Here is a 26,477-nt window from a genome sequence, read left to right as displayed (position 1 = left end):
AGCAGAGCTTCCAATGCTTACACCTGCCACGCTCCGGACTCCACGCCCGGATACAGCCGCTCTAGCAACGACACCATGCAATCGTTCGTGAGCTGATGCGTCTGGCGGAACAGGAGGGCGGGTTGGGTCTCTTTTTGCACACCGGTCTTCCACAGATGGTCCAGCGCGTCGGAGTGTTCGTCGATCACGTCATCCACGGCCTCGCGCCAGTGCTGCGGCTGCTCGCTTTCCTGCCACTCGCCGCGACCACGACCGAAGTGGCAGACGGCGAGGTAGGTCAGCAGCGCAAGGCGCACCTGCTCGCGGAAATGCTCGCGTGACCAGCGCAGGCGCTGATCGCTGCCGCGCACGAGATTGTAACTGCGGATCAAGGCATACGCGCCGATGCCGGAGGCGATGCCGCCCAGCAAGGCACCACCGCCGAAGGTCATGCCACCGAGCTTGAGATCGGCGATGAGTCCGCCCATCGCGCCACCGGCAAAGCTGCCGACCACGCCCCAGATGCTCTCGGAAACGCCCTCCGGCAGGTGGAAATGGTCGCGGGCCACCTGACTCAGTGCATGACCGGCCGCACCCTGCAAACCGTGGGCCTCGATCAGCTTGTTCGTCGCATGCTCCACACGGTCGGCGAGCTGCGCGGCGAGTTTTTGCCGCGCGTCGTTGTACTCGCGGTTCAAGTCCTCGCGTTGCCAGCCCACGCGCTCCAGCAGCGTCTCTCCGCGCACCTCCACGCCGTCCAGCAGCGCGGCGGTGAGCTGTTCGGCGATGAGGCTGCCAGAACTGCGGAAGACCTCGATGTTGCGCTGCGTCCAGGCGCGTTTGATCTGCTGGAAGGTCGGGATTTTCGAGCCTTCCATCAGCGGCGCGAGCGACTCCATGAGCTTGTCCTCCTGCACCCAGCAGCGGGCAAAGGCATCCAGAGGCAGCACGGTGCGCACGATCTCAAACGGCTCCAAATGCGCACGCCAGGCGTCGATCTCCGCCGCCTCAAACTCGGAACTGCCCGGCGTGCCGGTTTGATTGAGCAGCACGACGACCGGCTTGCCCACCCAGCCGAGGATTTCCATCTCCGGGCCGATGTAACCGGCCGCCTCGGGCGGTTCGGCGGCGTTGACGAGGTAGAGCACCACATCGGCCTCCTCGCGCACGTTTTTGAGCGCCTGCTGACTGCACCAGAGCGGACGATCCGTGATGCGGTCCCAGGTTTGCGAGAGAAACCACAGCACCGGATTGCGCTCGCGCTTCAGACGCTTCATCAGGCGGGCGCTGTCGCCAAAGCCCGGCGTGTCCCACAGGCGCAGCATGAAGCCGCCGGTTTCGAGCAGCAGGTGCGATTCGTTGAACAGCGTCACATGCGGCGCGTCGCGCACCTCGCCCACGTCCTTGCGCAGCAGCGTGCGAGCCAGCGTGGTCTTGCCCGCGTTCGTGTGGGAGATGAGGCTCAGCGTGACGATGTCCGAGGCATCGCGCACACCGCTCTCCCCGCTCTGCGTTGGCGGAGCGTCCGAGGCTTTGAATCTGGAGAGCAGGGCGGGCACGAGAAAAGAAAACTTGGATAACATTACGACACGGCGGCAGGCATGCGTGCGGATTCTTTGCGCACGGCCACGATGACCTCGGAGGCGAGACCTTCGACCATCTGCGTCCACAGGCGCTCACGTCCGGCGATTTTTTCCGCAGACCAGCGACCGGCGAGACTGGTGCCATCGAGCAGCACGATCAGCTCCGGCTCCGCATGCTTCGTGAGCAGGCGCTGCCGCACATCGGAGACGAGACGCCGCTGCACCTCGGCCTCCGGCGTGGTGGCCATGCTGAAGAGCATCACCAGTCGTGCCGAAACCGGCTGCCACTCGGCGGCAAACTCATCCTCATCCCCGGCGGGAATGCGCACATACTCCGCCCGCGCCATGCCGCCGAAACGTCCGCGCACACCACGATCCCACACCTCGCGATGCGTCGGCGTGGCCTCCATGGCATGCACCAGCACCTGGATGCGCTCATCCCCGCCCTCCACGGCACGAATCAGCCCGCGCAGATAATTGCCCCAGCTCAACGAGCGCGCCCCACGCGTGATCCCGCGTCTGCTACGCGCCGCGCCAATGCCCGCCAGCAACAAACGAGGCACAATGACGAGCACCAGCAGCGTTCCGGCATACAAATGAATCCATGGCAACGCCGGAGCCGGTGTGATCGCCTTGCCAGCCGTGCGATGCATGCCGTGGATCTGCTCCAGCGGCACAGGCTTGCGCAAAACCGTCGAGGCCGGCTTGAACAAGGTGTCAAAAAACGCGCTCGCCTTATGGTCGTCCAGCAGCGTACTCTCCCACACCGCGCGGTATTCCTTCGACCAGCCACGCGCATACAGCGCCACCGCGCCGCCGAGAGCCAGCAGCGCCGCGGCCACATGCAGCCACAAACGCAGCCGCATCTGCAAGCGGCGCCACGCCAGCGGCCAAGCCAGTTCTTCAAATTTCGTGCGCACCCCCGCCGCGACGCCGCTTTCGACTTCCTTCGTCGCCTTCCCGGCTCGTGAGATACCATGGGCCAAAAATTCCGCCAGCCAGCCGCCGTGCCCTGCCAGCGGCGAGGCAGGCATCAGTTCAAACAGAACACCCAGAACGATCACCACAGCGTTCCACGCCAGCAGACCGACCAGCGGCAGCGCCAGCAGGTTGAACTCGCTCGATTGTCCCAGATCGGTGAACCCGTAGCCCGCAACCAGCGCGATCCCCCAGCCCGCCAGCGCCCAGGCCCAGCGGCCCTGCGGCACGCGCAGCAGTGCCAGCACGCGGATCAACTCGCCGCGCCAGCCCACGGCCTCGCGCTCCAGCCACTCGGCCCGTTTGTCCAGAAACGACTCCGAGCGCTCGTCCAACGAGTCGCCCTTGATCTCCTCGGAGGCCAGACCCGCCCGCGTGTGTGCCGTCGCCTCGCGACGACGCTCCGCGTTGACGAGAACGCCATCGGCATCGCCTTCTTCGAGTGCGCGCCATTTCAGCACGCGCTGCCATTCATTCCAATCCATGCGGGGGTTGTTTTTTGCGCACACTAAACGCGGCTTCGGGCGGAATCCAAGCACACGCTGAAAATCATGCCTTCAATTCCACCTCCAGCCGCCCGGCGGTCATCCGCAGATGCAGGTGCCCCAGCGCCGCAGCTTCGTTGCTGGAGTGGGTGACGTGCAAAACCGTGAGCGCATGGTCCTGCTGCACCTTTTGGAGCAGCGAAACAGCCTCCGCACGCATGCTTTCATCCAGGGCCGAGAGCGGTTCATCGAGCAGCAGCAGCTTCGGCTGCGCCGCCAGCGCACGGGCGAGCGCCACGCGCTGCTTTTCGCCGCCGGAGAGCATGTCGGGCAAACGATCTAGCAGCGGAGCGATGCCAAACTGCTCGGCGAGGCGGTTCACGCGTTGATTCAGCTCCTCCGGCGGCACACCGCGCAGTTTCGGCGCGAAACCGATCTGCTCCCGCACGCGCAAGCCGGGAAACAGCGCCAAGTCCTGCGGCACATAGCCGATGCCACGCTCACGCGGCTCCAGGTCCGTCACATCGACGCCATCCAGCAACACACGGCCGGAAGTCGGCCTGCGCAGGCCGCAGAGGATCTCCAGCAGCGTCGTCTTGCCGCAGCCGGTCGATCCCATGAGCACCGCGTAAGTGTTCGCCGGAATGGCGATGGTCACGTCCGCGAGGATCACGCGGTCGCCGGTCTTCCAGGTGATGTGATCGAGCTGAATCATACTTTTTCCCCCGTCGCCCGCACCGCCACCAGCACCAGCACCGCCAGCGCCACCATGAACAAACTCACCGCCACGGCGGCTTCGAGATTCCCCACGCTGAGTTCCAGCCACACCGTCGTCGGCAGCACTTCGGTCTTCATGCGCGTCGCCCCGGCGAAGACCAGGATCGGCCCGAACTCGCCCAGACTCCGCGCCCAGGCGATGCAAAACGCCGCCACCATGCCGCGCCGTGCCGCCGGCAACGCCACATGCCACAGCGCTTGAAACCGCGTGCAGCCCAGGGTCAGTGCCACATCCTCAGGCCGCGCCGAGAGATGCTGAAACGTCCCGCGCATCGTGCGGATCGCAAACGCCGCCGCCACCACGAACTGCGCCAGCACCACACCGCTGAGCTGATAGGTGAAGGGAATCGCCAGTTCGATGAGCTTGCCGATGCGCGTTTGGAAAAAGATCAAGAGACACAGCCCCACCACCAGCGGCGGCAGGATGATCGGGATGTCCAGCGCCGCATCCAGCCACGATTTGCCGCGAAACTCCCGGCGCGACATCAGATACCCCACCGGCACCGCCAGCAGCAGCGCGAATCCAGCCGCCAACGAACACGTAACCAGACTCAGCCACGTCGCATGCCGGATTTCCGGCGACATGAGCACCTTCAACCACGAGTCCGGCGTGCTGTAAGTCGCCGTGGCTCCGAGCAGGAAGGCCCAAAACAGCAGATAGCCCGCCGTGATCACGGCCAGGGCCAGCCAGCAGAGGTTGGAGCGGTTGAAAGTCATTCAGCAGGAGCCGCCAAACTAAAAGCCCCCTTCCCACTGCACAACTTCAATAGCGGTTCTTTCGCAATGAGCGGGATGGTTGGCTAGACGGACCCCAGACGTGGTGATGATTGGCAGAAGAATGAAGGCAGGAGAATCATGACCTTGGATGAGGTTCCGATCCAACTCCTCGCGGTGCGCCCTCAAGGAGAGGCGCTTTGCAAGCGCCTGGGCGGTTCCAAACCGCCTTTCCTTGGGATAGCCAAGAATCAGGCCATTCTTCTGCCCCCATTCTCCTGCCTGTCCTGCCTTGGATTTGCGGGTGATGGTCGATTCAGAGGGGGGCGGTTTGCGATTCATCCTTTGCACTGTAGTTCCGCCTTTAGGCGGCTCTGGGCATCACCAGACCGGCTAAAGCCGGGACTACAATACCCAAGCCCCCCTCCTACCTCCTCAGCGCGTTGATGAGCTCGTTCATTTTGTCGATGAGCTGCTGCTGCTGCACGGGATCGTAGTCCGTGCCGCTGGCGAAGTTCAGGTTCGCCACACCGTTGCTGTTGGCGCTGGTTCCGGCGATGGCGCTGCTGAGCTGCGCATTCGTCACCTCCCCCGGCGGACCTTGGGGACCATCCGCTCCAGGCGGCCCTTGAGAGCCGTCAATGCCGGGCGGACCTTGCGGCCCTTGGGGGCCAGGCGGTCCTCCCGGCGGTCCATCGGCTCCGGGCGGGCCTTGCGGTCCAGGCGCACCCTCGGCACCGGGCGGACCTTGCGGGCCTGGGGCACCCGCTGGCCCTTCATTTCCCTGCGGCCCTTGGGGGCCGGGAGCGCCATCATTTCCGGGCGGACCAGGCGCACCATCGTTGCCGTTGGTGCCCGACGGGCCTTGCGGTCCCGGTGGTCCGCCTGGATCACCCGGAGGCCCTTGGGGACCCTCTGCTCCAGGCGGCCCCTGCGGCCCGGCGGGAATGGCGTCGATGAGGTCTTTGAGGCCGTTGAACTGGCCGCGAAACATTGCGCCGGTAAGGTCCGCATGGTCGGCGGGGATGTTGGGGTCGTAGGGCATGGCTGTTGAGAAGACAATGAGACCAGGAGACTTGGAGTGGAGGAGTGGAGGAGACTTGGAGAGTTTGAGAAGAGGAGACCGGGAGGCTCAGAGTTTCGCGGCGCAGCCGCTCTCCACGTCTCCCAGTCTCAACGTCTCCCCGTCTGGCTTCGGCACTCAGCCCCCGAAGACGATGCTCACGATGTCGCTCTCCAGGCCGATTTCCTCGTCATCCATCATGCCGCGCGCCATGTACTCGCGGATCTCCGCCACGCCCGGCGTCGCCAGCGGCCGGCCATCAACGTACGGCGAGGAGGTGTCCACGCCGAGCTTCGTCCAGCCCAGCGTGCCGCGCAGACGGCCGTAAATCGCCAGTGCATCCACGCCCTTCTTTTTGAAGTCCAGCGTGATGAGGCCGCCCTTGATCTCCACGCTGATCACGGGTTTGTAGGTGCTCGGATCAAACTGGGAACTCGACGACGAGGACTGCAATTCCGCGTCCGCGCCGGAGGACTTCCAGTTCGGCAGCACCTTCAGCGTGGTCAGGATGCCACGGATGATGCCGAGCTGCGTGCCCTCCGTGTCGGTTTCCACGGCCTTTTTGCCGTCGAGCGTCGTCTTGGCCGAGTCGGTGTCGTCGTAGGCCGCGATAATCGCGTCGGCCGCCGTCGTCAGGTTGGTGGCCACGGGGGCCGTGCCGCCGCCTGCCACCACTTGCGCGGCGGACTTCGCACTGAGATTTTGCAGCCAGGCACGGCGTTGTTCACGTTTGGATGGAATGTAGTCGGGCATAATCGTGGTTGTGTTGGATTTGGTGTTGGAGCGCCGCCGTTTCCGCGGAGGGGTCACGGGTGCCGGAACGTTCGGCGGCTCATCCAGCCGGTGGCCCTCATCGAGCCGCCAGCCCTCATCGAGCCTGATAATTCCATTCGCCATGATCTTCGGATGCAGCGGACATGAATTGACTGACCTAACGCGTGAGAGTCTGAGTAACGGGGCGTCAAATGCCAAGATAAAAACGAGCAACGGCGCGAAAAAACAGCGAAATTGCCTCAAAACGCCCTTCCGCCACGCCGCCCGCTGTCCCGCGTGGCCGGTGCCCGCCGCGCCGCGCGCCACCTGCACTCGCCGCCACTCCAGGCGCTAAACAGCGGTCTGAAAACCGCCAAGAGCGCCGTCCGCGCTCACGACCGGCCAGACCGCGCTCCAAGCGTCAACTCTTCGCTCCCGTTCGTCCAGGCTGCGCTCCCATTCATCCAGTCCGGGCTCCCGGGATGCCAGGTACTGCGCTACTCGGCCAGACCGCGCTCCCGACCGGCCAGCCCACACTCACACCCATCCAGACCGCGCTCAGCGCCACCCAGTCCGCGCTCCCATTCAACCAGACCGCGCTCCGCGTGGAAAGGTCCGCAGCCCAGGAATCCCGCTAGCTTCCTGGGAATGCGGCCAAAATCCTGGGATTGACGGCTATAACCGGGCATAATGCCTGCATAATACCTAGCATCTTTTCTTTTTCCATTCCGCGAACGCCACCGAACTATGACACGCATCACACCCCTGCAATTCAAGGACGCCTTTCTCACAGCAGTCACGTCAGTGGATTCTCAGATAGTCGCTCTTTGGGACGAGCGCCGCGACTATACGGCCCTGATACTGGACATCGTCTTCCCAAAGATTGCCACCGAACTTGGGATTTCCGTATTCAACGCCAACTATTACTACCTCGACTCCATTTTCTACGCTGAGCGGGACGGCGGCCATTTTGGGCCTACTGCCACCTACGCCAAGTGCATCAGCATCGCGATGGAACACGAGCACGACGTTACCGGAACCGCAGTCGAGATGAACAAACTCCAACTCTTCAACGCGCCACTGAAGGTGCTCATCACCTACGCTCAGACCGAGCAGATGCGCAGCTTCTACCTTGACCGCTATACAAAGATTGTTCGCGAGGCGGACATTTTCGCCGACTTCGCCACTCTGCGTCGTTCGCTCGTTATTTTTGGAAGTCTTTCCGGACAGGTTGTCACTTGGTATTTCTACGCCTATGACTCATCGGGATTTCAAGTCATCTAACGGGCCTAGCAGGCGCTGCAGCGAACTCGCTCCGCTGTCACGCTGGCTGCTTCCTGTCGCCGCCTTTCCTCCGCCATGCAGCCAGCGCGCCAGCTCCGCGAGTCGCTGAGCTTGGGGTCGTTCTGCCAAAGAATTCACAATGCGACACTTACTCATCATGGCTGCTCTATTCTCATTCCTCGGTCGTCTGATGGGCGCTGAAGACAAGCCCGCATTTGAAGTTGCCCCAATCTACAAGGACATGCGGAACCTTCCGCTCAAGTTGAACGCGAAGGAGTTTCCTGACCTGAAGGATAAGCCTGTTCTGCAGTCCTGATGGAATCTGGATTTCCTGAGGGTGCTTACACCATTGCCGCTGCATTCGATGGCGCGGCCAGTTTATACTACTCTAGTGGGGGAGGATTGATCGGATCGGGGGAAAACGCCAATCTTCGCCCAGAGTCTTTGAAGGTCGTAAAGATGGCTGAGGAGTGTCTCAAGCACATGAAGAAGGTTGATGCGTTTCCGATTGTGAAGCCTGGAAGCACCACGTTCTACATCGTGGCCGCCGATGGCGTCTTCGGCTACACGGCCAAGGAGGATGATCTTGGCGAGAAGAGAGACAAGAAGTTGTCCGACCTTTTCCATCAGTGCCACTCACTCATCACCCAGATGCGCGTCGCAGACGAAAAAAGACAGGCAGAACAAGGCGGTGGTGGACAACCGGCTACCCGCCCCGAGTCCAAATGATCACCGTAGCCACAACCCCTTACCTCGTTGCGGAGTGGAGGCATAATTCTGGCATCTTTTCTTGGGCTGAATCCATCGACCCGTTGGGCCACCAGACTCAGATTTGGGCGGAGTCAATGAGCAAAAAGTTGGATTTGAGGTTGCTCACAAACACCCGAATCTGTTAATGAGCTCCTGTAGGCAACTTCGCGCATCCATTTTTGTGACCGACATGACCGACGAACAAACAAACAAGAAAGATGAATGGCCGAAAGAGGTTCTCATCAAAATGACCATTGAGGTCGCGGCTGATGACCTCGACCCCGATCTTGCAGACGATGACGATATCGTCTCCAACGAGATAGGTGAGTCGATGGAAACTGTCGAGATTGATTCATGGACAGACATTCCACGCGGTTACGAGCCTGTTCTCGATGACCCAGATCACATTGCAAGCTACGAGGAGTATATTCGTTCCCAAAAGTGACTATGACCGACCAGCCGCCCAAGTCGCCGAATCCAACCTCAGTTGGCGTACTCAGTGCCGCTATTCCGGTTCACGTCGTGACGTTGGCGCTTACCCACCTTCTGCGTTAGGTGTTGCTATCACCATTATATAATCCAGCGTGCAATGATGAACTGCTACTGTAGGTACTGCGGAACCAAGAGTTCAAGCGTCTCGAACCTCACCTTAAATCGATGCCGCAACAGTCCAAACGGCAAGCATGTTTTATATGAGGGTGGCGAGCTATCCCGCTATGAGTGCAAGTATTGCGGATCCACAAGTTCGAGCATCTCGCAGCTCACCTTAAATCGATGCCGCAACAGTCCAAACGGCAAGCATGAACCAGCAATTCAAGGAAGTCGGGATGTCGCGGCAGGGGGGGATCGAGATGCGGGGCGAGCAATCGCTGCGTCGTCACCAGCGAAATCCGCAGTTGGCGGAGGACGGGCCTCTATCGCCAGCTTGAAAACTTCAGCGTCGTCACCAGCGAAATCCGCAGTTGGCGGAGGCTCCACCTCCAAACTGCCACTAGGTTGCCACGTTATTATTTTTGCAGTTGTCTTCATATGGGCCGGAGTGTCCGCGATCTGGGACCATTTTACCGAGCCGCGCGATTCCGCATTGGACGATACTCACAGCACTTTTCAAAAATCCGACGAGTTTACGTCCGCCCGTAAACAGCAGTTACTCCATGCTGGGCAAACGTTGGAAGAAAACATCAAAGCCGCAAAGGAAAGGATTTCCAGATTGGAGAGAGAGGAGATAGAGCGTGCCAAGCGCGAAGAGCAAGCCGCGACCAAGGACCTTCGAGCAATCGGTCAGGCATATCCACAAACCCCTGAAATTGGCCAAAGAAGTTATCAAGCACGGCAGCAAATAGGCGAGATTGAGCTCCAGTATCAGTTCAAGTATGATGCGATACGAGACAAATACGAGGCCGCGTTGCGCCACCAGCAGGATGAGCTTGAACAAGCATACCAATCGGAAATCGCCGAAATCAATTCTGGAGTTAAAACTATCAGCCCAAAGCCAGAAACGCTGCGTGTAGTCGCGGTTTCACAATCAAATCCGCCTCTCAATTCATTTCTCGAGCCACCCCAGAATGCTAGCCAACCTGACGCGTTGTATTCGGTCGTAGGCATTGCCAGAGATGACACCCTCAATGTCCGAAGTGGACCGAGTGCTAACCACGAAATCGTTGCAAGGTTGCCAAACGGATCTAGTCAGCTCCGCATAGTCGCTGCGCCTGTGATGAACGGCACGACTGAATGGGTCCAAATCACGTTCGGCAACCTCACCGGTTGGGTGGCGAAGCTTTATCTGCGACCCGAAACACCAAATCCGCAACGCTAGCAACGGGGAAACGGTGTCAGGCTGCAACTGTCTGACAAACGGAATTGCGGTGAACCTAAGCAGCCGGATTGAGCCTTGAAAGCAGGACCGCGTGGCCAGAGATCAGCCGCAGCGGCAGGCACGCGTGTGATTTTTTTGAAGGTGCTGCTGAAGACGCAGGTTTCTGTCAGCCGGTCCCAACAGCCAAGCATCACCAGTCCACATCCTGCCCGATCTTCTCGTCGAGCCACTTGCGCAGCTTGTCGAGACCCTCGCCGGTTTCGGCGGAGACGGGGTGGATTTTGATGCGTTTGAAGCGGTCTTTCAGCACGGCGAGGTGCTCGACGCTCTCGGGCAGGTCGATCTTGTTGGCGATGATGCACCAGGGGCGTTTGGAGAGCTCCTTGGAGTAGAGCGCGACCTCGGTGCGCACGACTTCGAGGTCGGCGACAGGATTGCGGCCCTCGGTGCCGGCGGTATCGACGACGAAGAGCAGGACGCGGCAGCGCATGATGTGGCGCAGGAAATCATGCCCGAGGCCGATGTTTTCGTGCGCGCCTTCGATGAGGCCGGGAATGTCGGCGAGCGTGCCACGGCGATTGGGGCCGAACTCGATGACGCCGACCATGGGTTGCAGCGTGGTGAAAGGATAATTCGCGATCTTGGGCTTGGCGGCGCTGAGCTTGGAGAGCAGCGTGGACTTGCCCGCGTTCGGAGCGCCAACGAATCCGGCGTCGGCGATGCTGCGCAGTTCAAAGTGGAAGTCGCCTTCCTCACCGGGGGTTCCGGGGACGAATTCACGCGGGGCCTGATGCGTGGAGGTCTTGAAGTGGACGTTCCCCTTCCCGCCCTTGCCGCCTTTGCAGAGGACGTAGGTGGCATTGGTCTCGGTGAGATCGGCCACGGGCTCGTAGCGCGTGACGAGCTCGTCGGTGGCGTTGTCGTATTCCTGCGTGATGCGGCTGATGAGCGTGCCGGGCGGCACCTTGTAGATCACGTCCTTGCCGCTGCGGCCGGTGCATTGCGTGGCACCGCCCTTGGCCCCGTCCTCGGCGAGGAGGCGGTTGTTGAAGACGTAGTTGCGCAGGCTGTCGGTGCTGGGATCGACGAGCAGGATCAAACTGCCGCCATTCCCACCATCGCCGCCGTCGGGGCCGCCTTTGGGACGAAATTTACCCCGATGGAAGTGGGCGCTGCCATCGCCGCCCTTGCCGGCGCGCGCGTGAACTTTGATCTGATCGACAAACATGACCGCCGAGTTAGCCGGGGATGGGCCGGGGAGCAAGGCTTTGCTTCACCTCCCGGCTGCCTCCTCCACGGAAGGCTCCTGCGGGTAAAACAACTGCATGGCGCGGCGGATGGGCGGGCTTTGCCGGCTGGCCTGGTAAATCGCATCGGGAATGCGCCGATGTTTGGCCAGCAGGTGATAGGCGCCCAGGGCCTCGAAGCCGGCGTTGAGAGCGCCTTCCATCGGCAGGTAGCTGCGGCCATCGACATCGAGATTCTCCACCATGCCCCAGGGCGGGAAGTAGGCGGCCTTTTCCATGCGTTCGAGCAGGCCGTAAATGTCCGAGGCCTGCGGATGCAGCACGGCGGACATGAGGATGTAGTGCGGATGGATGAGCTTCTGGTCCGGCAGATCGACGCCGCCGACGTAGTAGCCGTTGCCCGCCTGGTTTTCACCAGCGGACAGGCCGTAGAGGCCATGACGCGCGGCCTGTGACTGCGGCCAGCGCTTGGAGATGTAGGCGCGCTGCGCTCCGAGCATGGTGCGGCGCACGCTGTGCCACCGCACTCCGTCATGGGCGTCGGGCTCGTCGCTGTCAAAGTCGGGATGAAACAGACTCTGCACCTCCGTGATGAAGCCGCTGCCCTGCCAGGCCTTGCCGGGGGTGCGCATCGGTGGCGGGCGATGCTGCGAATTGGCGATGCCCTCCATGAGCATGACCAGCGCCGTTTCCCCACCCCAGTCCTGCCAGCCATGCGGCAAAAGCGAGATGCCATCGTCCGCGAGACCATGCGAGAGGTGGCCGTCCGGCAGGCGCAGCAGGTCGTACTCGATGCGCTGCATTTGCAGGATCATGTCTTCCGCCACGGCAGGCAGGCCCAGCATCGTGGCCGCGAGCAGCATCGACTGCGCGTAGATCGCGGTGTCCACCGTGCTATACTCGGTGTTGGGATGAATGTGATACGCATTGTCCCGCCGCTGCACAAAGTGCGGCAGCAGGCCGCGCGCGGTTTTGAGCCTCTTCACCGCCTCATGTGTCTGCGTGAGCACCCAGCGGGCATAATCGGGCGTCACCACACCGAGCGGCTCCTGCGCGGCGGCGGCAGAAGCGAGAACATACATGCCGGTGGCGGAGACGGACTCAAACGCGCCTTCCTCGATGTGCGCACGATCGCGCACGAAGCCGGTCTCGATGGAATAGCTGCGCGCGATCTTCGCGTACGAGGCGAGGAACGCATACGCATCCCATGGCATCCGCGGCATCTCGACGCCGAGATAGAGGCCGGAGACTTTCACCTCAGCCCCCGGTTCGGCCGTCCACACGAGGGTCTTGCCATCTCGAACCGCCTCCGGAGCAACGGGATGCACGAACATGCGGTACTGCGGCTCGTTCAGCTCGATCATCTGCGACCAGCGGATCTCCTGCGTGGGGGATTTGATCTCCAGCTTGATCTTGCCGCGTCCGGCAGCCTGAATCATGACCGCGCTGACTCGCGGCTGATGTTTGGCGGTGATCGGCTCGGGGTAAGCACGGGTGAAATCCATCACACGGTTCGGATTCCGCGCCTGGCCGGCCAGGCTGTGCCACATGCCCGCCCACCCTTCCGGCTGCTGACCGAGATGTGCGACGATTTCGTCGGTGAGCCAGTCCAGTTCGTGCTCCGCCGGACCGTGGAAACCGAAATCGCTGCCAAGATGAGTGTAGGCGGTGAACGAGTTCAGCCGCTTCGTGCCAGCCTTCACCTGCTGCATCTCATCGCGATGGATGAAATACTCCTGAACCGGCTGCCACACAAGGCGTGTGCCGGGCTGCGCCATCGCCTGCGTGCCAAGCATCACAGCGATAGCTCCAATGGTTGTAAGGAAACGCATGAAAGCCTCCAGGATACGGATGAGCCGCATGATTTGCCACACTGGCAGCCGCAAATTCTTGATCGGGCGGGAAAAATCAACGCTCGTCGATCGGCACCACCTTCTGGCCGTAGGGCTTGCCCACATAGGCGCTCAGCGGACGGAACAGGCGGTTTTCGCTCCACTGCTCCAGCACATGGGCGGTCCAGCCGCTCATGCGGGCGATGGCGAAGATCGGCGTGAACAAATCGGTCGGAATGCCGAGGCTGTAATAGACGGTGGCGCTGTAGAAATCGACGTTCGCGTTGAGGCCTTTGCGCTCGCGCATGACTTCGGCGATGCGCTCGGACATCTGGATCCACTTCGACTCGCCGAGCTGGGAGGTGAGCTGGATCGCCATCTCGCGGAGATGCGGGGCGCGTGGGTCGAGCACCTTGTAAACACGGTGGCCGATGCCCATGATCTTCTTCTTCTGCGCCAGGGCGTCCTCAAGCCAGGCATCCACTTTGTCAGGGCTGCCAATCTCTTCGAGCATGTGGATCACGCCTTCGTTCGCACCGCCATGCAGCGGGCCTTTGAGCGCGCCAATGGCGGCGCTGATGGCGGAGTACATGTCGCTCAGCGTCGAGGCGACGACACGGGCTGTGAAGGTGCTGGCATTGAAGCCGTGCTCGGCGTGCAGGATGTAGGCGATGTCGAGGGTCTTCTCGGCCTCCTTGGTCGGCACCTCGCCATTCATCAGATAAAGGAAGTGGGCGGCTTCGCTCAGATCCTTGCGCACGGGCGGGAGTTCGAGACCCTGGCGGGAGCGATGGAAGTAGGCGGCGATGACGCCGATCTGCGAGGTCAGGCGGATGGCGGTGGCGAGGTTTTCGCTCACGTCGATGTCGTGACGCTTCAAATCGTAACAGCCCAGCATCGAGACCGCCGTTCGCATGACGTCGATCGGACGGGCGGTTTTGGGCGCGTGCTTGAGGAAGTCGATCACGCCCTGGGGCAGTTCACGCTCGGCGCGCAGCGCGGTCGTCAGTTTGTCCAGCTCGGTCCGGTTCGGCAGCTTGTTGTAGTAAAGCAGATGCACGACCTCCTCGTAGCTGACCTTGACGAGCTCGTTGATGTCGTAGCCGCAATAGAACAACACGCCCTCCGCTCCCTTGACCTCGCCAAGACGGGTTTCAGCAGCAACGATTCCTTCGAGACCTTTGGATACAACAGACATGGCGGTGGGGGCGTGGGTTTGGGTGTTACTGAGCAGATAGCGTGCTCAAACTACGGCTCAACCAAAGAGTCATTCACAAAAAAAGAATTCTGTGATCGGGGATGTCCGGCATCCCCTGCAAACAGGAGGCTTTTAGTCTTGTGAAAAGTTCGTCGCTGGCCTAGCTCCGCAGCATGGCCGAGCCTTTTCGTCTCCTCTTCGTCTGCCTGGGCAACATCTGCCGCTCTCCGGCGGCGGAGGGTGTCATGCGCGCCCTGGTCGCGGCGGAAGGACTGGCAGACCGCGTCGCCATCCGCTCCGCCGGCACCGCTGGCTGGCACGCGGGCAAGCTGCCGGACCAACGCATGCGCACTGCAGCACAAAATCGGAGTTACGACCTCAGCAGCCGTGCCCGGCAGGTGAGCGAGGACCATCTGCGTGAGTACGATCTCGTGCTCGTCATGGACCAGCAAAACCTGCGCGACATCCGGTCCTATGACCGCGAATCGCGATTCAGTGACAAAATCCGCCTGTTCTGCGAGTTCTGCACAGATCATGCGGAAACCGAAGTGCCGGACCCTTACTACGGTGGCGAGCAGGGTTTTGAACTCGTGCTCGATCTCCTCGAAGACGGCTGCCGTGGCGTTTTGCGCCACATCCGCTCAACCCTCGCGTAAAATCGCCTCGGCCACGCGCATGCCGTCCGCTGCGGCGGAAATGATGCCGCCCGCATAGCCCGCGCCTTCACCGGCAGGATAAAAATGCTTCACGCTGACACATTCGAGCGTCTGCACATCACGCGGGATGCGTGTGGGTGAAGAACTGCGCGTTTCGACGCCGGTGAGCACCGCGTCATCGAGCGCGAAGCCCGGCAGGCTCTTGTTGATGCGCGGAATCGCTTCCTGAATTGTTTCAATCGTGTATTCGGGCAGGCATTCGCGCAGATCAGTCCACACGACGCCCGGCTCGTAAGATGGCAAAACTTTGCCAGGGCCGGTGGAGGCGCGCCCTTCCAAAAAGTCGCCCAAGAGCTGCGCTGGGGCGTGATAATTGCCGCCGCCGAGTTCAAAGGCGCGGCGCTCAAGATTGCGCTGAAACTCGATGCCGCTCAACACATCACCCGCAGGCATGTCCTCAGGCCGCACATCGACCATGAAGCCGCTGTTCGCGTTCGCTTCCTCCCGCGCATAGCTGCTCATGCCGTTCGTCACCACCATGCCCGGCTCTGAAGTGGCCGCGACGACGAGTCCGCCGGGACACATGCAAAAACTGTAGGCCGCGCGGCCCGTGCCGCAGTGCGCCACGAATTTGTAGGGCGCGGAGCCAAGACGCGCATCCCCGGCCCATTTGCCGTAGAGCGACTTGTCGATCAGCTTCTGCGGATGCTCGATGCGAACGCCGATGGAAAACGGCTTCGCCTCAAACGGCACGCCATGACGGTGCAGCATGTGAAACGTGTCCCGCGAGCTGTGGCCGATGCCGAAGACGAAACGCGAGCCTTCGATGGTTGTGCCATCTGCCAGCGTCACCGCCCGCATCACGCCGTCTTCGATCACCACATCCGCCACGCGTGCGCCGAAACGAACCTCGCCGCCGAGCGCGATGATTTCCTCGCGCACATGCCGCACCACTTTGATGAGACGATCCGTGCCGATGTGCGGCCTGCTTTTGATCAAAATGTCCTCGGGAGCGCCTGCGGCCACCATTTCGCGCAGCAGCCACGGGATGCGATGCTCACGATCACGAATCTGCGTGTAGAGCTTGCCATCGGAGAAGGTTCCCGCGCCACCTTCGCCGAACTGCACGTTGGATTCGGCGTTGAAATCCCAGCCGCGTCGCCAAAAGCCGGTGACATCACGCGCGCGATCCCCGGCAGCCTTGCCACGCTCCAGAAGTAGCGGCTTGAGGCCCGCACGAGCCAGCAGCAGGCCGCAGAATAGCCCACACGGCCCCGTGCCGACGATGACGGGCCGGGATGAATCTGAACGCGCCACGTTCTGCGCGATCTCGTGATACGTCTCATCAGGAGCCGGGCCGATGCGCGGATGTTTGCCAATGCGCTTCAGCATCTGCGCCTCGTCCTTCACCTCGACCAGCAGCGTGAAACTGAACTCCACATGCCCGCGCCGCGCATCAATGGCGCGTTGTTTGACCTGAATGCGAATCACCTCGTCATCACGCACGTCGAGCATTTTCAGCACGGCGGAGTGCAGATCGTCTTCGCGATGATCGACGGGGAGAAGAACCTGGGAGAGCTGCAGCATGGGTGGTGCAAGCGTCTCGCTTGCAGAACAGGCAAATGCAAGCGGGACGCTTGAGCTACTTCGTGTTCTGCGGTGGCGTTTGCAGGGGCTGTGCCTGGAAGTGGAGGCAGGGTTTTACCCCACAGGGTTTCACCCCATTGCTGGCGGAGGGCGCAAGGCGCGAGGGTTGGCGGGTCAGGCGCAATGCAGACTCAAAACCAACCCACCAACATGACAACTCCCGACCAACGCATCGCAGTACATCCTCCTAAAACACGTCATTCGTTATGGCGAGCAACCTGTTGCAGTCTAGGCCTCATGGCAGCGAGCATGCTGCTGGAAGCACCGGCGCAGGCACAGAACCTGGGGGGGGCACAGACGTTTTCCGTGCTGGGGGGCTCCACGGTGACCAACACAGGGGCGACCATCCTCATTGGTGATCTGGGCGTGAGCCCGGGGCTGGCGATCACGGGCTTCCCGCCGGGGAGCGTGACAGGTACCATCTACACAGGGGCTGCCTCCCTGGCAGGCACGGCGCACAATGACACGATCACCGCCTACAATTTCGTCGCGGGGGAGGCAGCAAACACCATCCTCTCGGGCCAGGATCTTGGCGGAATGACACTGACGCCGGGGGTGTATAAATTCGACACTTCGGCCCAACTGACGGGCAATCTGTTTCTGGACCCGCTGGGCGATCCAAACGCAGCCTTTCATTTCCAGATCGGCACCACGCTGACGACGGCGGATTTCTCGGCGCTCACGGTCGTCGGGGGCCTGCAACTGCCCAACGTCTTCTGGCAGGTGGGCAGTTCGGCCACGCTAGGGATCGGCACGGCCTTTGGTGGCAACATAATGGCCCTAACCAGCATCACGATGACCACCGGGGCCGGCCTGTCAAATGGCAGGGCGCTGGCAATCAATGGTGCCGTGACCCTGGACACCAACAACGTCAACAATGGCGGCCTGGCTGGCGCGCCTGCGGGCATCAACGGCACTTATTGGAAAGGCGGCATCAACAATCTTTGGTCCGCCATGAACTGGTCACCAGACATCACCGGCGCGGTGAACCAGAACATCCCGGCGCTCGGGGCGAATGTGATTTTCTCCGTGACGGGTGTGGCACCGGCCAATCAGAACACCCTGCTGGACCAGAACCAGACCATCGACAGCCTGACGATCAATGACAGCGCGGCGGTGAGCATTTCCGGGCCGAACACGCTGACGATTTCCGGCGCGGGACTGGCGACGGGCATCCGGGTCAACAATGGCGCGGGATTGTTCACGATCGGGAGCAACCTCGTCCTGGCGGGCACTTCCCAGACCATCACCGTGAACAACACGGCAGGGATGGTGATCAGCGGCGTGGTCGGCGGCACCATCGGTCTGACGAAAGCCGGGCTGACCCAGCTCACTCTGACGGGTGCGAATGTTTACACCGGCCCCACGAACATCAATGCAGGCAGCCTTCAAGTGGGCAACGGCCTCACGGGTTCCATTTTGGCAAGCTCGCTGGTCACCGTGGCCCCAGGCGCCAATCTGCTCCTCAATCTGGTGAATGGCGGTGTATGGAGCAATGCGGTGGTCAACAACGGCCAGGTCCGCTGGATCGCCCCAGGAAACAACACCCAGGCGGCGGCAAGTGTGATCAGCGGAGCAGGCAGCATGCTGATCACCAGCCCGGGCACCACACTGCTGCTCGCGACGAACACCTTCACTGGCGGAACCACGATCAACACGCCCGGCACTGTTCTAGTGGGCAATCCTGTGGGCAACACCTCGACCGCTTTTGGCACAGGCACGCTGAATATTCAGCAGGGCAATGTGGACACGCTAGGTGCCCAGATTCTCCAGATCAACACTGGCGGTTATACGCAGAGCGGCGGCCAGATCCGCATGCATTTGCAGGGCACCGCTCCAGGCACCTACACACAGTTCAATGTGACGGGGACCGCCGCGCTGACGGGCGGCACGGTCTTCGTTTATGATGACAGCGGCCTGTATGTGCCCAGCGGCGCATCGGCTGGCAATCCGGCCGGCGACAGGCAGACGATCATCCAGACCACGGGTGGATTGACCGGCCAGTTCGCCTCGAACGCGCCCTTCTCCAGGTTCTACAATGCGCAGTTCAACCAGAACTTCCTCTACCACCAGGGCGACACGCTACTTTACCCGACGGTGACCTACGATGCCAACAACGCCTACATCACCTGGGTCCAGGCCCCGTTCAATTCGGTGCCAGGCCTGACGCCGAACCAAATCGCCACCGGCGGCGGCTTGAATGGCCTCCAGTTTCTGAACCCAGGGAATGCCGCCATCACCTACCTCAACGGCCAGCCCATCTCCTAACTGCCGGGCCTCTATGACCTGATCGCGCCGGATGAATTGACCGCGATTTTCCAGATCGGTTTTCACGCGGCTGAAATCCAGGCCTCGAGCATCCAGCAGCATCTGCAGCAAGTGCGTGACGGAGTCCGGCTGAACAGAGACAGCATGTCGAGAGACACCATCTCAAACTCGGCGAACGCCAGTGGCAAGGGCGTGACAAACACATCCTCTGTCACCGAGTCCTATGAGCGCCGCTGGAACTTCTTCATGGAAGGCCTGGGCGGCGCCGCCAATGTCAGCACCACCAGCAATGCGAGCGGTTATGATTTCAACACCGTCGGCACCATGATGGGCGCGGACTACCTGCTGAACGACTACTTCGCCTTTGGTGCCACAGGTGGTTACACCCGGTCGGACGCCAGCCTCGTCAATGGTGGCAGCATTGAAGCCGACAGCTTCCGCAGCACGGTGTACGCCACCTTGTTTGGCGGCGGCTTTTATGTCGAAGGACAGACCGGCCTAGCCTACAACTCCTATGAAACCGAGCGCGCCTCCCTGCTGGGCCGCGCCAGCGGCAGCACCGATGGCGTGGATTTCACTGCCCTGATCAACGGTGGCTACGACCACCACATCGACGACCTCACCCTGGGGATCTTTTCCTCCCTCGCTTACACACGGGTGAACTTTAACAGCTTCACGGAAACGGGATCTCTGACGCCCCTGAGCTTCCCTGATCAACACCAGGAATCCCTGCGCTCCAACCTCGGCGTCAGGGTCAGCTACTCGATGCCGGTGGGCCGCATGAGGCTCACCCCGCAGGCGCGCGTTTCCTGGCAGCACGAGTTCCGCGACAGTACCCAGTCCATCGACTCCAGCTTTGCCGCAGGCCCAGGCCCGGTCTTCGGCGTCAACGGTCCTGAGATCGGCCGCGACAGCCTGCGGGTCAGCGCCGGTCTGCACCTCCAGATCACGCCCACCGTGGGTGCCTACCTCTTCTATGGCGGCCAGCTCGCACGCACGAACTACAATTCACACAATGTGACCCTGGGCATGAACATCAACTTCTAGCCTGCCTCTGGCGAGGACGTGATTGTTCGTGACTTCTGCTGGCCTCTTTGGAGGCCAGCAGATTTTTTTTACGGCTCAAATTGGGCCAGGCAGCAGCCCCGCTCATCGGACGCTCAAGGCTTCAACACGCCCTGATTCGTGAACCACTCTCGGATGAGTTTGAAGACCTCATCACGCATCGTCTGGTCGATGGGATGTCCTTGTCCGTCGGCGATGAGGCGGTCGTTGGGCACTTGGTTTGCATCCAGCACCTGTTTGAGCGCGGCGGACTGCTCCGGTCGGACGACGTTGTCGTTCGCTCCATGCAGCATGAGAAAGGGCGCGCGGATTTTCTCCGCCGCCTGGGCCGAGGGCGCTGCATAGCCATCTTGCGGCGAAATGCCGCTGCCGGTGATCGCAGCGGCCTTCACCGCGTCCACTTTCGCCGAAGCGAGGCCGATGGTCACAAAACCGCCCATGCTGTGGCCGTAGGCAGCGAGGCGTGTGGAATCGACCTCGGGCAGCGTGCGCAAAAGATCGAGACAGGTGCTCGCACGGCGGATGTTTTCAGCGCTCGCGCCAAACTGCGCGCGATCCCCGCCCTGGCCGGTGTGCGTGTAATTTGGCGCGATGCACACCAGCCCCCATTGCACCATCTCACGCGCCTTCATCATCCCAAAGCTCTGCGCGTTGCCGCCGAGTCCGTGACTGATCAACACCGCCGGAAAAGGCCCTTTGCCCTCCGGCTTCAGCAAGATGCCTTCCATGCTGAAACCGCCATCGCGATAGGTCCAGCGCTCGCCATCAAGTTGGAAGCCGGCCTTGCTCAAAGTGCTTTCACGAACAGGTGGACGCACATCGCGACCTCTGACTCCAGATTCGGCAGTGCTTTCAGAAACACGCGCCTCGATCTCCATAACGCCGTTTTTCAGCCTCTCATCAAAGAACGTGGCAACCATCCCGCCAATGTCCTGACCCGCGAAACCCGGCCTGCCGTGGCCTGCGCCGTGGATCGTGTGAAAATGAGCGCTCACACCGGTCTGCTTGAGCGCTTCAAACAAAAGCTGGCTTTGATTGATCGGCACGGTGGGGTCTTTGTCGCCATGCACGATGAGAAAAGGCGGATCATCCTTGCTGACGTAGGTGATCGGGTTCACGCGCGCGGCTTTGGCCTTGTTTTCCAGCACCGCGCCACCAATCAGCTTCGCCTCGGGCGCGTCCACCGTGGCATGACGCTCATAACCCGGCGTGGTAACGAACACGGCGAAGTCCGTCGGCCCGTAGTAGTCGCACACCGCCTGCACGCGGCTGGATTGATCCAGGTTCGCGCCCACATCGAACTCCTTCACATCCCCGCTCGTGCCGAGCAGTGCCACGAGATGCCCGCCTGCAGAGCTTCCCCACACGCCGAAGTGTTTCGCATCAAGGTTATACTCCTTCGCATGCCCCCGCAGCCAGCGGATCGCAGCCTTGCAGTCCTCGATCTGCGCCGGAAACACCGCATGGCCGCTCAAACGATAGTTGATGCTCGCCACCGCATAGCCGCGCTCGATGTAACCGCCACGCAGTGGCGGACAGCCGTCCTTGCTGCCGTTCTGCCAGCCACCGCCATGCACCCAGATGATCAGCGGCAGCGGGCCGTCCGCTTTCTCGGGCAGATACAGGTCGAGCTTATGCCGCTCGTGCCCGCCTTCGACATAAACCAGGTCGCGATGCGATTTCACGCCCGCAGTTTGGGCAAAAGACCAGGTGGCAAAACACAAACATGCAGCGATGAATTTCATGGCCGAGTGAATGCACGCAGGCCGTGAAAGTTGCGCACGCCGCTCAAGGTTTCCGCACCAACGCCCGCACCTCCGCCGCCGCGATGGCCTGATGAAAGATGATCTGCGTACCAAGCTGCGGCGCGACCGTCTCAGCTCCGTTTTTTCGACGCGCTGGCAAGGCTTGCTCGACCACAGACTGAATTTCGGACACATGACCGACACCGTTGCCGAACTGGTCTATCAACGCTGAGCCGCTCGATCCCGGTGCCCAGTCCGTCGTGGTCTCCAACCACACGGGAGTGGGTGCAGCCGTACCTTCAGGAAGTTTCTCCGCCTCTTTTTTGCGCATGAACGGCCGCTTCACAAAACGGCTCACGATTCCCTCGCTGAAATAACCGCGCTTCCCGCTCGGGTCGCTGAAGCACCACACGGAATCGCCCGGAAACACATCCAAACCCAGCGGCAGCGGTGTCAGCGGCTTGTCTGACTTCACTCGAATGATGGCGGAGTCGGTGCCGTTGTTGCAGGCGAGCACTTCGGTGACAGGCAGCAGCACATCGTCCTCCGTGGCCGCCACGAGCCAGCCTTCTTTAAAATTCGCCGGCGGCGCGATGACATGCGCGCAGGTCGCCACCGCGCCATCGCCCGTGATCGCATAACCGCCCGCCAGATCGAGATGCCAGCGATCACACTTCGAGCAGAGGAAATATGCGCCCACGCGGATGTGAGACATCCTCGCCCGCTGCCAGCGCTCACGCGGCGCGAGCGGCTGTGTATCCGCTGGTGGCAAAACAAGCTCACAATGCGTCCGTTTCGACTGCTCCCCTGCTGTCGTCATCGAGAGCAGCGCGGATTCGCCCTGCAACTTCTTCGCCTGCTCCAGCAAGGCCGCGTTCGGACGCGAACCACGGCCTTCAGTATAAATCGGCACGCCAGGAGCCTGCGCCATCACGACGTTGGCCGCAGCCAGCGTGAAAAGAAGGATGCAGACTCTTTTCATGACGAATCAGCCGATCTTCTCGGAGCCAAAGTGACCACGCAGCGCCTCAGGAATCACAATCGTTCCGTCTACCTGCTGATACGTTTCGACCAGCGCCACAAACAAACGCGCCAGCGCCGTGCCGGAGCCGTTCAGCGTGTGCGGGATGCGATTTTTGCCGTTTTCATCCTTGTAGCGCAGGTTCATGCGGCGGGCCTGGTAGTCGCCGAAGTTCGAGCAACTCGACACTTCGAGATACGTCCCCTGCCCCGGTGCCCAGACTTCGATGTCGTAGGTTTTGGCCGAGCCAAAGCCAATGTCGCCGGTGCAAAGCTCGATCACGCGATAATGCAGGCCGAGCAGTTGCAGCACCTTCTCGGCATTCGCCGTCAGGCTCTCCAGTTCGGCCATGCTCGTCTCCGGCGTGGTGATTTTCACGAGCTCCACCTTGTCGAACTGATGCATGCGGATCAAACCGCGTGTGCCAAGGCCAGCGCTGCCGGCCTCACGACGGAAACAGGGCGTATAAGCCGCGTAATTGATCGGCAGCTTCTCCAGCGGCACGATCTCATCGCGATGCAAATTCGTCACCGGCACTTCGGCGGTCGGGATGAGGTAAAGATTGTCCTCCGGGCTGTGATACACCTGATCGCCGAATTTCGGAAGCTGCCCGGTGCCCTCCAGACACTCCGGCTTCACCAACAGCGGCGGGCTGATTTCCTCATAACCATGCTGCGTGGTGTGCAGATCGAGCAGGAAGCTGATCAAAGCGCGTTCCAAACGAGCACCCGCGCCGCGATACACCACAAACGCGCTGCCGGTGATCTTCACACCGGCTTCAAAATCCAGCATGCCCAGCGCGGCTCCGAGCACCGTGTGATCCTTCGGCTGAAACGCAAACTCTGGCTTCGCGCTCCACACGCGCACTTCGGGATTCTCCTCCGCCGTGCTGCCCACCGGACAACCTTCATGCGGCAGGTTCGGAATGCTCAGCAGCAGCTCACGCTGGCGCGCGTCTGCCACATCGGCCTCACGCCCGATTTCATCAATGCGGCTGCCGATGCCGCGCACTTCCGCCTCGATGGCGCTGGTGTCCTGGCCGTTCTTTTTGGCGATGCCAATCTCCTTGCTGATGCGGTTGCGATCGCTCTGCAATTTCTGCCGCTCCGTCTCCGCCGCGCGTCGCTGGGCATCAATCGCCAGCACTTCATCGACCAGAGACGCAAAATCGCCGCTGCGTCCGGCGAGGCGCTGTTTGACTTGGTCTGGGTTGTCACGAATGAGGCGGATGTCGAGCATAAGGGCGGGGAGGTTAGCGGGAGTGCGCGGCTTGTCGAGTGCGGGAAGGCATGGTTGACAGCAAGGCAGTCGGTCCGAACATCCCCCTGTGATCTATCTGGACTCCAGTGCAACCACGCAGATCGATCCAGCAGTGCTGGAGACGATGCTGCCGTTCCTTCGGGATTACTTTGCCAATCCGTCCGCAGGCTACTCCGGCGGCCGCACCGCCAGAAGCGCGGTGCATCGGGCCAGGGAGCAAGTTGCGGCGCTGATCGGGGCCGATGCAGGCGAGATCGTCTTCACCAGCGGCGGCACGGAGTCGATCAACGCCGTGCATGCCTCGGTGCGTTCCCTTTGGCCGGAGAAGCCCGATCTGGTGATCACCGGCACCGAGCATCCCGCCGTGGTCGAATCCGCGAAGCGCTGGAAAGATCAAGGCGGCAATGTCCTTTGTGCGCCGGTGCATCCAAACGGTCGCGTCGATCTCGATGCCTTGCGCCAGCTCGTTCAACCCGGCAAAATCGCGCTCGTCTCCATCATGTGGGCGAACAACGAGACCGGAGTCATCGCACCCATGCGCGAGATTGTCGAGATCGCCCATGCAGCCGGTGCCTTGGTGCATTCCGACGCGGTTCAGGCCGTCGGGAAAATCCACCTCTCTGTCCATGCGGTGCCGGTCGATTTTCTCAGCCTCAGCGGGCACAAGTTTCACGCGCCGAAGGGCGTCGGGGCGCTTTACATCAGCCGCCGGGCGCGGTTTGAGCCGCTCCTTGTCGGCGGCGGGCAGGAAAGAGAACGCCGCAGCGGCACCGAAAACGTTCCCGGCATCGTCGGCCTCGGAACGGCGGCGGAACTCGCAAGGCAGCACCTAGATGACGGCACCAAGGCCCGCCTCCACGCCCTCCGCGACCGTTTTGAGCACCTCGTCCACGCCGCCGAACCCGGCATGCGTGTTCATGGTTGCCGGGAGCATCGCCTACACACGACCAGTTCCATTTGCCTGCCAGAGATCGACGCCGCAGGCATGCTCATCCTGCTCGACAAAGCCGGCATCGCCTGCTCCGCCGGTTCCGCCTGCCACACCGCCGCTTTGCATCCCTCCCATGTCCTCGAAGCCATGGGCGTCAGCGCCCGCGATGCCGCCTGCACCCTGCGCGTCTCCTTCCACCGCTTCAACACCAAGCCCGAGGCCGAAACCGCCGCCCACACCGTCATCCAGGCCGCGCAAAAGATGCGTGCGATGCAGGGCGATTCCTGCCTCGTCACCTCCGCCGTCTAACCTCTCACTTCTCACCTCTTACTGCTTTCCCCATGGCCCACCGCTTCACCTGCATCGAACGCGTCCAGTTTTCTGACACCGACATGGCCGGCATCGTCCATTTCTCGAATTTCTTCCGCTACATGGAGCGCGTGGAGCACGCCTTCTTCCGCAGCCTCGGCTTCTCCATCGTCGATCCGCCGGTTGAGGGCGCGGAACGCGTCGGTTGGCCGCGTGTGCATGCCGCGTGCGACTACATGGCCCCGCTGCGCTTCGAAGAAGAGTTTGAGTGCGAGCTGCTCATTGAGGAAGTCCGCAGCAAGGTCATCCGCCACATCATCCGCTTTTGGAAAAGCGACGGCGAACTCGCCGCCGAAGGCCGCATCACCGCCGCCTGCGTCCGCAAAGACCCCGCCACCGGCAAAATGAAGGCCATCGAGATTCCCCAGCGCTTCCGCGACAAGATCGAGGCGGCGCCGCATGAACTGCTGCGGAGGCCGGAGAGAAAGTAATGCAGGCACTCTCCGCCATCCGATCCAAGCCACCGTCATGCTTCTTTTCATCCCTTAGGAGATAGAAACGCTCACCCAGGAGCAGCCCTGGGCCAACTGGCTACTCGCGGCTTCGTGCTGCCTCGTCTCGCTCGCGGCCATGTGGGGAATCCTGCCCGAGGAAACCCTCGAGACGCTGGTGCTGAATGGATGGTCCTTCCCCGGACTGGTCGGCCATGTGCTGCTGCACGCCGGCCTCGATCACCTGATCGGGAACATGATTTTCCTATGGGTTTTCGGCAACGCGATCTGCACCAACACCAGCAACTGGCTCTACCTCCCCGTCTTCCTTGCCTGCACGCTCATCGCGGCTGCCGTTCATGTGCTGGCTGACGGCTCGCCGGCCATCGGCGCCAGCGGCGCGATGAACGGCATCGTCGGCATCGTGCTGGCGATGTATCCACTCAACCGCGTGAATGTGTTCTGGCTATTCCTCGTGCGCGGCGGTTCGTTTTCATGCCTGCCTGGGTCATCATCCTGTTCTGGTTCGCTTTCGATGTCTGGGGCGTCGTTTCAGGCGGGGATCACATCGCCTACTGGGCGCACATCGGCGGCCTCCTCGGCGGTGTGGGGATCGGACTGCTGT

At 61.6% G+C, this 26,477-nt stretch carries 24 protein-coding genes and 1 pseudogene; 11 read left to right on the top strand and 14 right to left on the bottom strand.

The window, feature by feature from the left end; all coding sequences use genetic code 11:
- Positions 1-17: 17 nt before the first annotated feature.
- The 7 genes from ACILSI_RS06315 to ACILSI_RS06285 all read right to left on the bottom strand — a co-directional run bounded on the left by ACILSI_RS06315 (position 18) and on the right by ACILSI_RS06285 (position 6,332).
- The gene (locus ACILSI_RS06315) at positions 18-1,562 is read right to left on the bottom strand and encodes a DUF3482 domain-containing protein (protein WP_395721009.1); all 1,545 of its coding nucleotides are present in this window, start codon (positions 1,560-1,562) and stop codon (positions 18-20) included.
- The gene (locus ACILSI_RS06310; protein ID WP_395721008.1) at positions 1,562-3,025 is read right to left on the bottom strand and encodes a hypothetical protein; all 1,464 of its coding nucleotides are present in this window, start codon (positions 3,023-3,025) and stop codon (positions 1,562-1,564) included. Before ACILSI_RS06310 ends, ACILSI_RS06315 begins: the two co-directional genes overlap by 1 nt.
- A gap of 64 nt (positions 3,026-3,089) precedes the next feature.
- Positions 3,090-3,740 (bottom strand): ATP-binding cassette domain-containing protein, encoded by a 651-nt coding sequence (locus ACILSI_RS06305; RefSeq protein WP_395721007.1) that lies wholly within the window; start codon positions 3,738-3,740, stop codon positions 3,090-3,092.
- On the bottom strand, positions 3,737-4,519 hold the full coding sequence (locus ACILSI_RS06300; protein ID WP_395721006.1) for an ABC transporter permease: 783 nt from the start codon (positions 4,517-4,519) through the stop codon (positions 3,737-3,739). Before ACILSI_RS06300 ends, ACILSI_RS06305 begins: the two co-directional genes overlap by 4 nt.
- 18 nt (positions 4,520-4,537) lie before the next feature.
- Positions 4,538-4,858: a hypothetical protein gene (locus ACILSI_RS06295; RefSeq protein ID WP_395721005.1), complete on the bottom strand. Its 321-nt coding sequence runs from the start codon at positions 4,856-4,858 to the stop codon at positions 4,538-4,540.
- A gap of 85 nt (positions 4,859-4,943) precedes the next feature.
- Entirely contained in the window at positions 4,944-5,561 is a 618-nt protein-coding gene (locus ACILSI_RS06290; protein WP_395721004.1) for a hypothetical protein, read from the bottom strand.
- Between the two features lie 156 nt (positions 5,562-5,717).
- Entirely contained in the window at positions 5,718-6,332 is a 615-nt protein-coding gene (locus tag ACILSI_RS06285) for a hypothetical protein (RefSeq protein ID WP_395721003.1), read from the bottom strand.
- 747 nt (positions 6,333-7,079) lie between these two features.
- Between ACILSI_RS06285 and ACILSI_RS06280 the strand changes: the two genes are divergently transcribed.
- The 4 genes from ACILSI_RS06280 to ACILSI_RS06265 all read left to right on the top strand — a co-directional run bounded on the left by ACILSI_RS06280 (position 7,080) and on the right by ACILSI_RS06265 (position 10,182).
- The gene (locus ACILSI_RS06280) at positions 7,080-7,616 is read left to right on the top strand and encodes a hypothetical protein (RefSeq protein WP_395721002.1); all 537 of its coding nucleotides are present in this window, start codon (positions 7,080-7,082) and stop codon (positions 7,614-7,616) included.
- Positions 7,617-7,931: 315 nt separating this feature from the next.
- On the top strand, positions 7,932-8,345 hold the full coding sequence (locus tag ACILSI_RS06275) for a hypothetical protein (RefSeq protein WP_395721001.1): 414 nt from the start codon (positions 7,932-7,934) through the stop codon (positions 8,343-8,345).
- 211 nt (positions 8,346-8,556) lie between these two features.
- Positions 8,557-8,811, top strand: a complete 255-nt coding sequence (locus ACILSI_RS06270; protein WP_395721000.1) for a hypothetical protein — start codon at positions 8,557-8,559, stop codon at positions 8,809-8,811.
- 480 nt (positions 8,812-9,291) lie between these two features.
- Positions 9,292-10,182 carry an SH3 domain-containing protein gene (locus tag ACILSI_RS06265; protein WP_395720999.1) on the top strand — a complete coding sequence of 297 codons (891 nt, stop codon included), beginning with the start codon at positions 9,292-9,294 and terminating at the stop codon, positions 10,180-10,182.
- A 190-nt stretch (positions 10,183-10,372) separates the two neighbouring features.
- Here ACILSI_RS06265 and obgE read toward each other — a convergent pair whose 3' ends face one another.
- From obgE to ACILSI_RS06250, 3 genes are all read right to left on the bottom strand, one after another.
- The gene (gene obgE, locus ACILSI_RS06260; protein WP_395720998.1) at positions 10,373-11,410 is read right to left on the bottom strand and encodes a GTPase ObgE; all 1,038 of its coding nucleotides are present in this window, start codon (positions 11,408-11,410) and stop codon (positions 10,373-10,375) included.
- A 45-nt stretch (positions 11,411-11,455) separates the two neighbouring features.
- Positions 11,456-13,261 carry a hypothetical protein gene (locus ACILSI_RS06255; RefSeq protein WP_395720997.1) on the bottom strand — a complete coding sequence of 602 codons (1,806 nt, stop codon included), beginning with the start codon at positions 13,259-13,261 and terminating at the stop codon, positions 11,456-11,458.
- A 76-nt stretch (positions 13,262-13,337) separates the two neighbouring features.
- Positions 13,338-14,459 carry a citrate synthase gene (locus tag ACILSI_RS06250; protein ID WP_395720996.1) on the bottom strand — a complete coding sequence of 374 codons (1,122 nt, stop codon included), beginning with the start codon at positions 14,457-14,459 and terminating at the stop codon, positions 13,338-13,340.
- Positions 14,460-14,632: 173 nt separating this feature from the next.
- On the opposite strand from ACILSI_RS06250, the gene ACILSI_RS06245 reads away from it, so the two are divergent.
- Positions 14,633-15,115, top strand: a complete 483-nt coding sequence (locus tag ACILSI_RS06245) for a low molecular weight protein-tyrosine-phosphatase (RefSeq protein ID WP_395720995.1) — start codon at positions 14,633-14,635, stop codon at positions 15,113-15,115.
- Here the strand turns inward: ACILSI_RS06245 and ACILSI_RS06240 are convergent.
- On the bottom strand, positions 15,101-16,702 hold the full coding sequence (locus ACILSI_RS06240) for an NAD(P)/FAD-dependent oxidoreductase (protein WP_395720994.1): 1,602 nt from the start codon (positions 16,700-16,702) through the stop codon (positions 15,101-15,103). The genes ACILSI_RS06245 and ACILSI_RS06240 overlap by 15 nt on opposite strands.
- A gap of 297 nt (positions 16,703-16,999) precedes the next feature.
- Here ACILSI_RS06240 and ACILSI_RS06235 point away from each other — a divergent pair, with 297 nt between their 5' ends.
- Positions 17,000-19,030 (top strand): ice-binding family protein, encoded by a 2,031-nt coding sequence (locus ACILSI_RS06235; protein ID WP_395720993.1) that lies wholly within the window; start codon positions 17,000-17,002, stop codon positions 19,028-19,030.
- Positions 19,031-19,174: 144 nt separating this feature from the next.
- The gene (locus tag ACILSI_RS06230; RefSeq protein WP_395720992.1) at positions 19,175-20,077 is read left to right on the top strand and encodes an autotransporter outer membrane beta-barrel domain-containing protein; all 903 of its coding nucleotides are present in this window, start codon (positions 19,175-19,177) and stop codon (positions 20,075-20,077) included.
- Positions 20,078-20,190: 113 nt separating this feature from the next.
- On the opposite strand, the gene ACILSI_RS06225 is transcribed toward ACILSI_RS06230, so the two are convergent.
- From ACILSI_RS06225 to serS, 3 genes are read right to left on the bottom strand one after another with little or no spacing between them, the layout of a single operon-like run.
- Complete coding sequence (locus ACILSI_RS06225) at positions 20,191-21,840, bottom strand: prolyl oligopeptidase family serine peptidase (protein WP_395720991.1); 1,650 nt, start codon at positions 21,838-21,840, stop codon at positions 20,191-20,193.
- A 43-nt stretch (positions 21,841-21,883) separates the two neighbouring features.
- On the bottom strand, positions 21,884-22,822 hold the full coding sequence (locus ACILSI_RS06220; protein WP_395720990.1) for a serine protease: 939 nt from the start codon (positions 22,820-22,822) through the stop codon (positions 21,884-21,886).
- A 6-nt stretch (positions 22,823-22,828) separates the two neighbouring features.
- A complete protein-coding gene (gene serS, locus ACILSI_RS06215) occupies positions 22,829-24,100 on the bottom strand; it encodes a serine--tRNA ligase (protein ID WP_395720989.1) in 1,272 nt (423 codons plus the stop codon).
- A gap of 88 nt (positions 24,101-24,188) precedes the next feature.
- On the opposite strand from serS, the gene ACILSI_RS06210 reads away from it, so the two are divergent.
- From ACILSI_RS06210 to ACILSI_RS06195, 4 genes and pseudogenes are all read left to right on the top strand, one after another.
- Positions 24,189-25,361, top strand: coding sequence for a cysteine desulfurase family protein (locus tag ACILSI_RS06210; RefSeq protein ID WP_395720988.1), 1,173 nt, complete (start codon positions 24,189-24,191; stop codon positions 25,359-25,361).
- A gap of 32 nt (positions 25,362-25,393) precedes the next feature.
- Positions 25,394-25,852, top strand: a complete 459-nt coding sequence (locus ACILSI_RS06205) for an acyl-CoA thioesterase (RefSeq protein ID WP_395720987.1) — start codon at positions 25,394-25,396, stop codon at positions 25,850-25,852.
- A gap of 139 nt (positions 25,853-25,991) precedes the next feature.
- A pseudogene (locus ACILSI_RS06200) lies at positions 25,992-26,315 on the top strand (rhomboid family intramembrane serine protease); the annotation flags it as partial.
- A gap of 32 nt (positions 26,316-26,347) precedes the next feature.
- Positions 26,348-26,477: rhomboid family intramembrane serine protease (locus tag ACILSI_RS06195; protein WP_395721095.1), on the top strand; the 130-nt coding region annotated here is incomplete at its 3' end.

The organism is Prosthecobacter sp. (assembly GCF_044232965.1).
Taxonomy (GTDB): domain Bacteria; phylum Verrucomicrobiota; class Verrucomicrobiia; order Verrucomicrobiales; family Verrucomicrobiaceae; genus Prosthecobacter.
This window is presented reverse-complemented; position numbering and strand designations above follow the sequence as displayed.

What these genes read in the sequence shown, in the direction of transcription:
- ACILSI_RS06315 (WP_395721009.1), bottom strand. Translation starts at nt 1,562, where the DNA reads ATGTTATCCAAGTTTTCTTTTCTCGTGCCCGCCCTGCTCTCCAGATTC.
- ACILSI_RS06310 (WP_395721008.1), bottom strand. Translation starts at nt 3,025, where the DNA reads ATGGATTGGAATGAATGGCAGCGCGTGCTGAAATGGCGCGCACTCGAA.
- ACILSI_RS06305 (WP_395721007.1), bottom strand. Translation starts at nt 3,740, where the DNA reads ATGATTCAGCTCGATCACATCACCTGGAAGACCGGCGACCGCGTGATC.
- ACILSI_RS06300 (WP_395721006.1), bottom strand. Translation starts at nt 4,519, where the DNA reads ATGACTTTCAACCGCTCCAACCTCTGCTGGCTGGCCCTGGCCGTGATC.
- ACILSI_RS06295 (WP_395721005.1), bottom strand. Translation starts at nt 4,858, where the DNA reads ATGAATCGCAAACCGCCCCCCTCTGAATCGACCATCACCCGCAAATCC.
- ACILSI_RS06290 (WP_395721004.1), bottom strand. Translation starts at nt 5,561, where the DNA reads ATGCCCTACGACCCCAACATCCCCGCCGACCATGCGGACCTTACCGGC.
- ACILSI_RS06285 (WP_395721003.1), bottom strand. Translation starts at nt 6,332, where the DNA reads ATGCCCGACTACATTCCATCCAAACGTGAACAACGCCGTGCCTGGCTG.
- ACILSI_RS06280 (WP_395721002.1), top strand. Translation starts at nt 7,080, where the DNA reads ATGACACGCATCACACCCCTGCAATTCAAGGACGCCTTTCTCACAGCA.
- ACILSI_RS06275 (WP_395721001.1), top strand. Translation starts at nt 7,932, where the DNA reads ATGGAATCTGGATTTCCTGAGGGTGCTTACACCATTGCCGCTGCATTC.
- ACILSI_RS06270 (WP_395721000.1), top strand. Translation starts at nt 8,557, where the DNA reads ATGACCGACGAACAAACAAACAAGAAAGATGAATGGCCGAAAGAGGTT.
- obgE (WP_395720998.1), bottom strand. Translation starts at nt 11,410, where the DNA reads ATGTTTGTCGATCAGATCAAAGTTCACGCGCGCGCCGGCAAGGGCGGC.
- ACILSI_RS06255 (WP_395720997.1), bottom strand. Translation starts at nt 13,261, where the DNA reads ATGCGTTTCCTTACAACCATTGGAGCTATCGCTGTGATGCTTGGCACG.
- ACILSI_RS06250 (WP_395720996.1), bottom strand. Translation starts at nt 14,459, where the DNA reads ATGTCTGTTGTATCCAAAGGTCTCGAAGGAATCGTTGCTGCTGAAACC.
- ACILSI_RS06245 (WP_395720995.1), top strand. Translation starts at nt 14,633, where the DNA reads ATGGCCGAGCCTTTTCGTCTCCTCTTCGTCTGCCTGGGCAACATCTGC.
- ACILSI_RS06240 (WP_395720994.1), bottom strand. Translation starts at nt 16,702, where the DNA reads ATGCTGCAGCTCTCCCAGGTTCTTCTCCCCGTCGATCATCGCGAAGAC.
- ACILSI_RS06235 (WP_395720993.1), top strand. Translation starts at nt 17,000, where the DNA reads ATGGCAGCGAGCATGCTGCTGGAAGCACCGGCGCAGGCACAGAACCTG.
- ACILSI_RS06230 (WP_395720992.1), top strand. Translation starts at nt 19,175, where the DNA reads ATGTCGAGAGACACCATCTCAAACTCGGCGAACGCCAGTGGCAAGGGC.
- ACILSI_RS06225 (WP_395720991.1), bottom strand. Translation starts at nt 21,840, where the DNA reads ATGAAATTCATCGCTGCATGTTTGTGTTTTGCCACCTGGTCTTTTGCC.
- ACILSI_RS06220 (WP_395720990.1), bottom strand. Translation starts at nt 22,822, where the DNA reads ATGAAAAGAGTCTGCATCCTTCTTTTCACGCTGGCTGCGGCCAACGTC.
- serS (WP_395720989.1), bottom strand. Translation starts at nt 24,100, where the DNA reads ATGCTCGACATCCGCCTCATTCGTGACAACCCAGACCAAGTCAAACAG.
- ACILSI_RS06205 (WP_395720987.1), top strand. Translation starts at nt 25,394, where the DNA reads ATGGCCCACCGCTTCACCTGCATCGAACGCGTCCAGTTTTCTGACACC.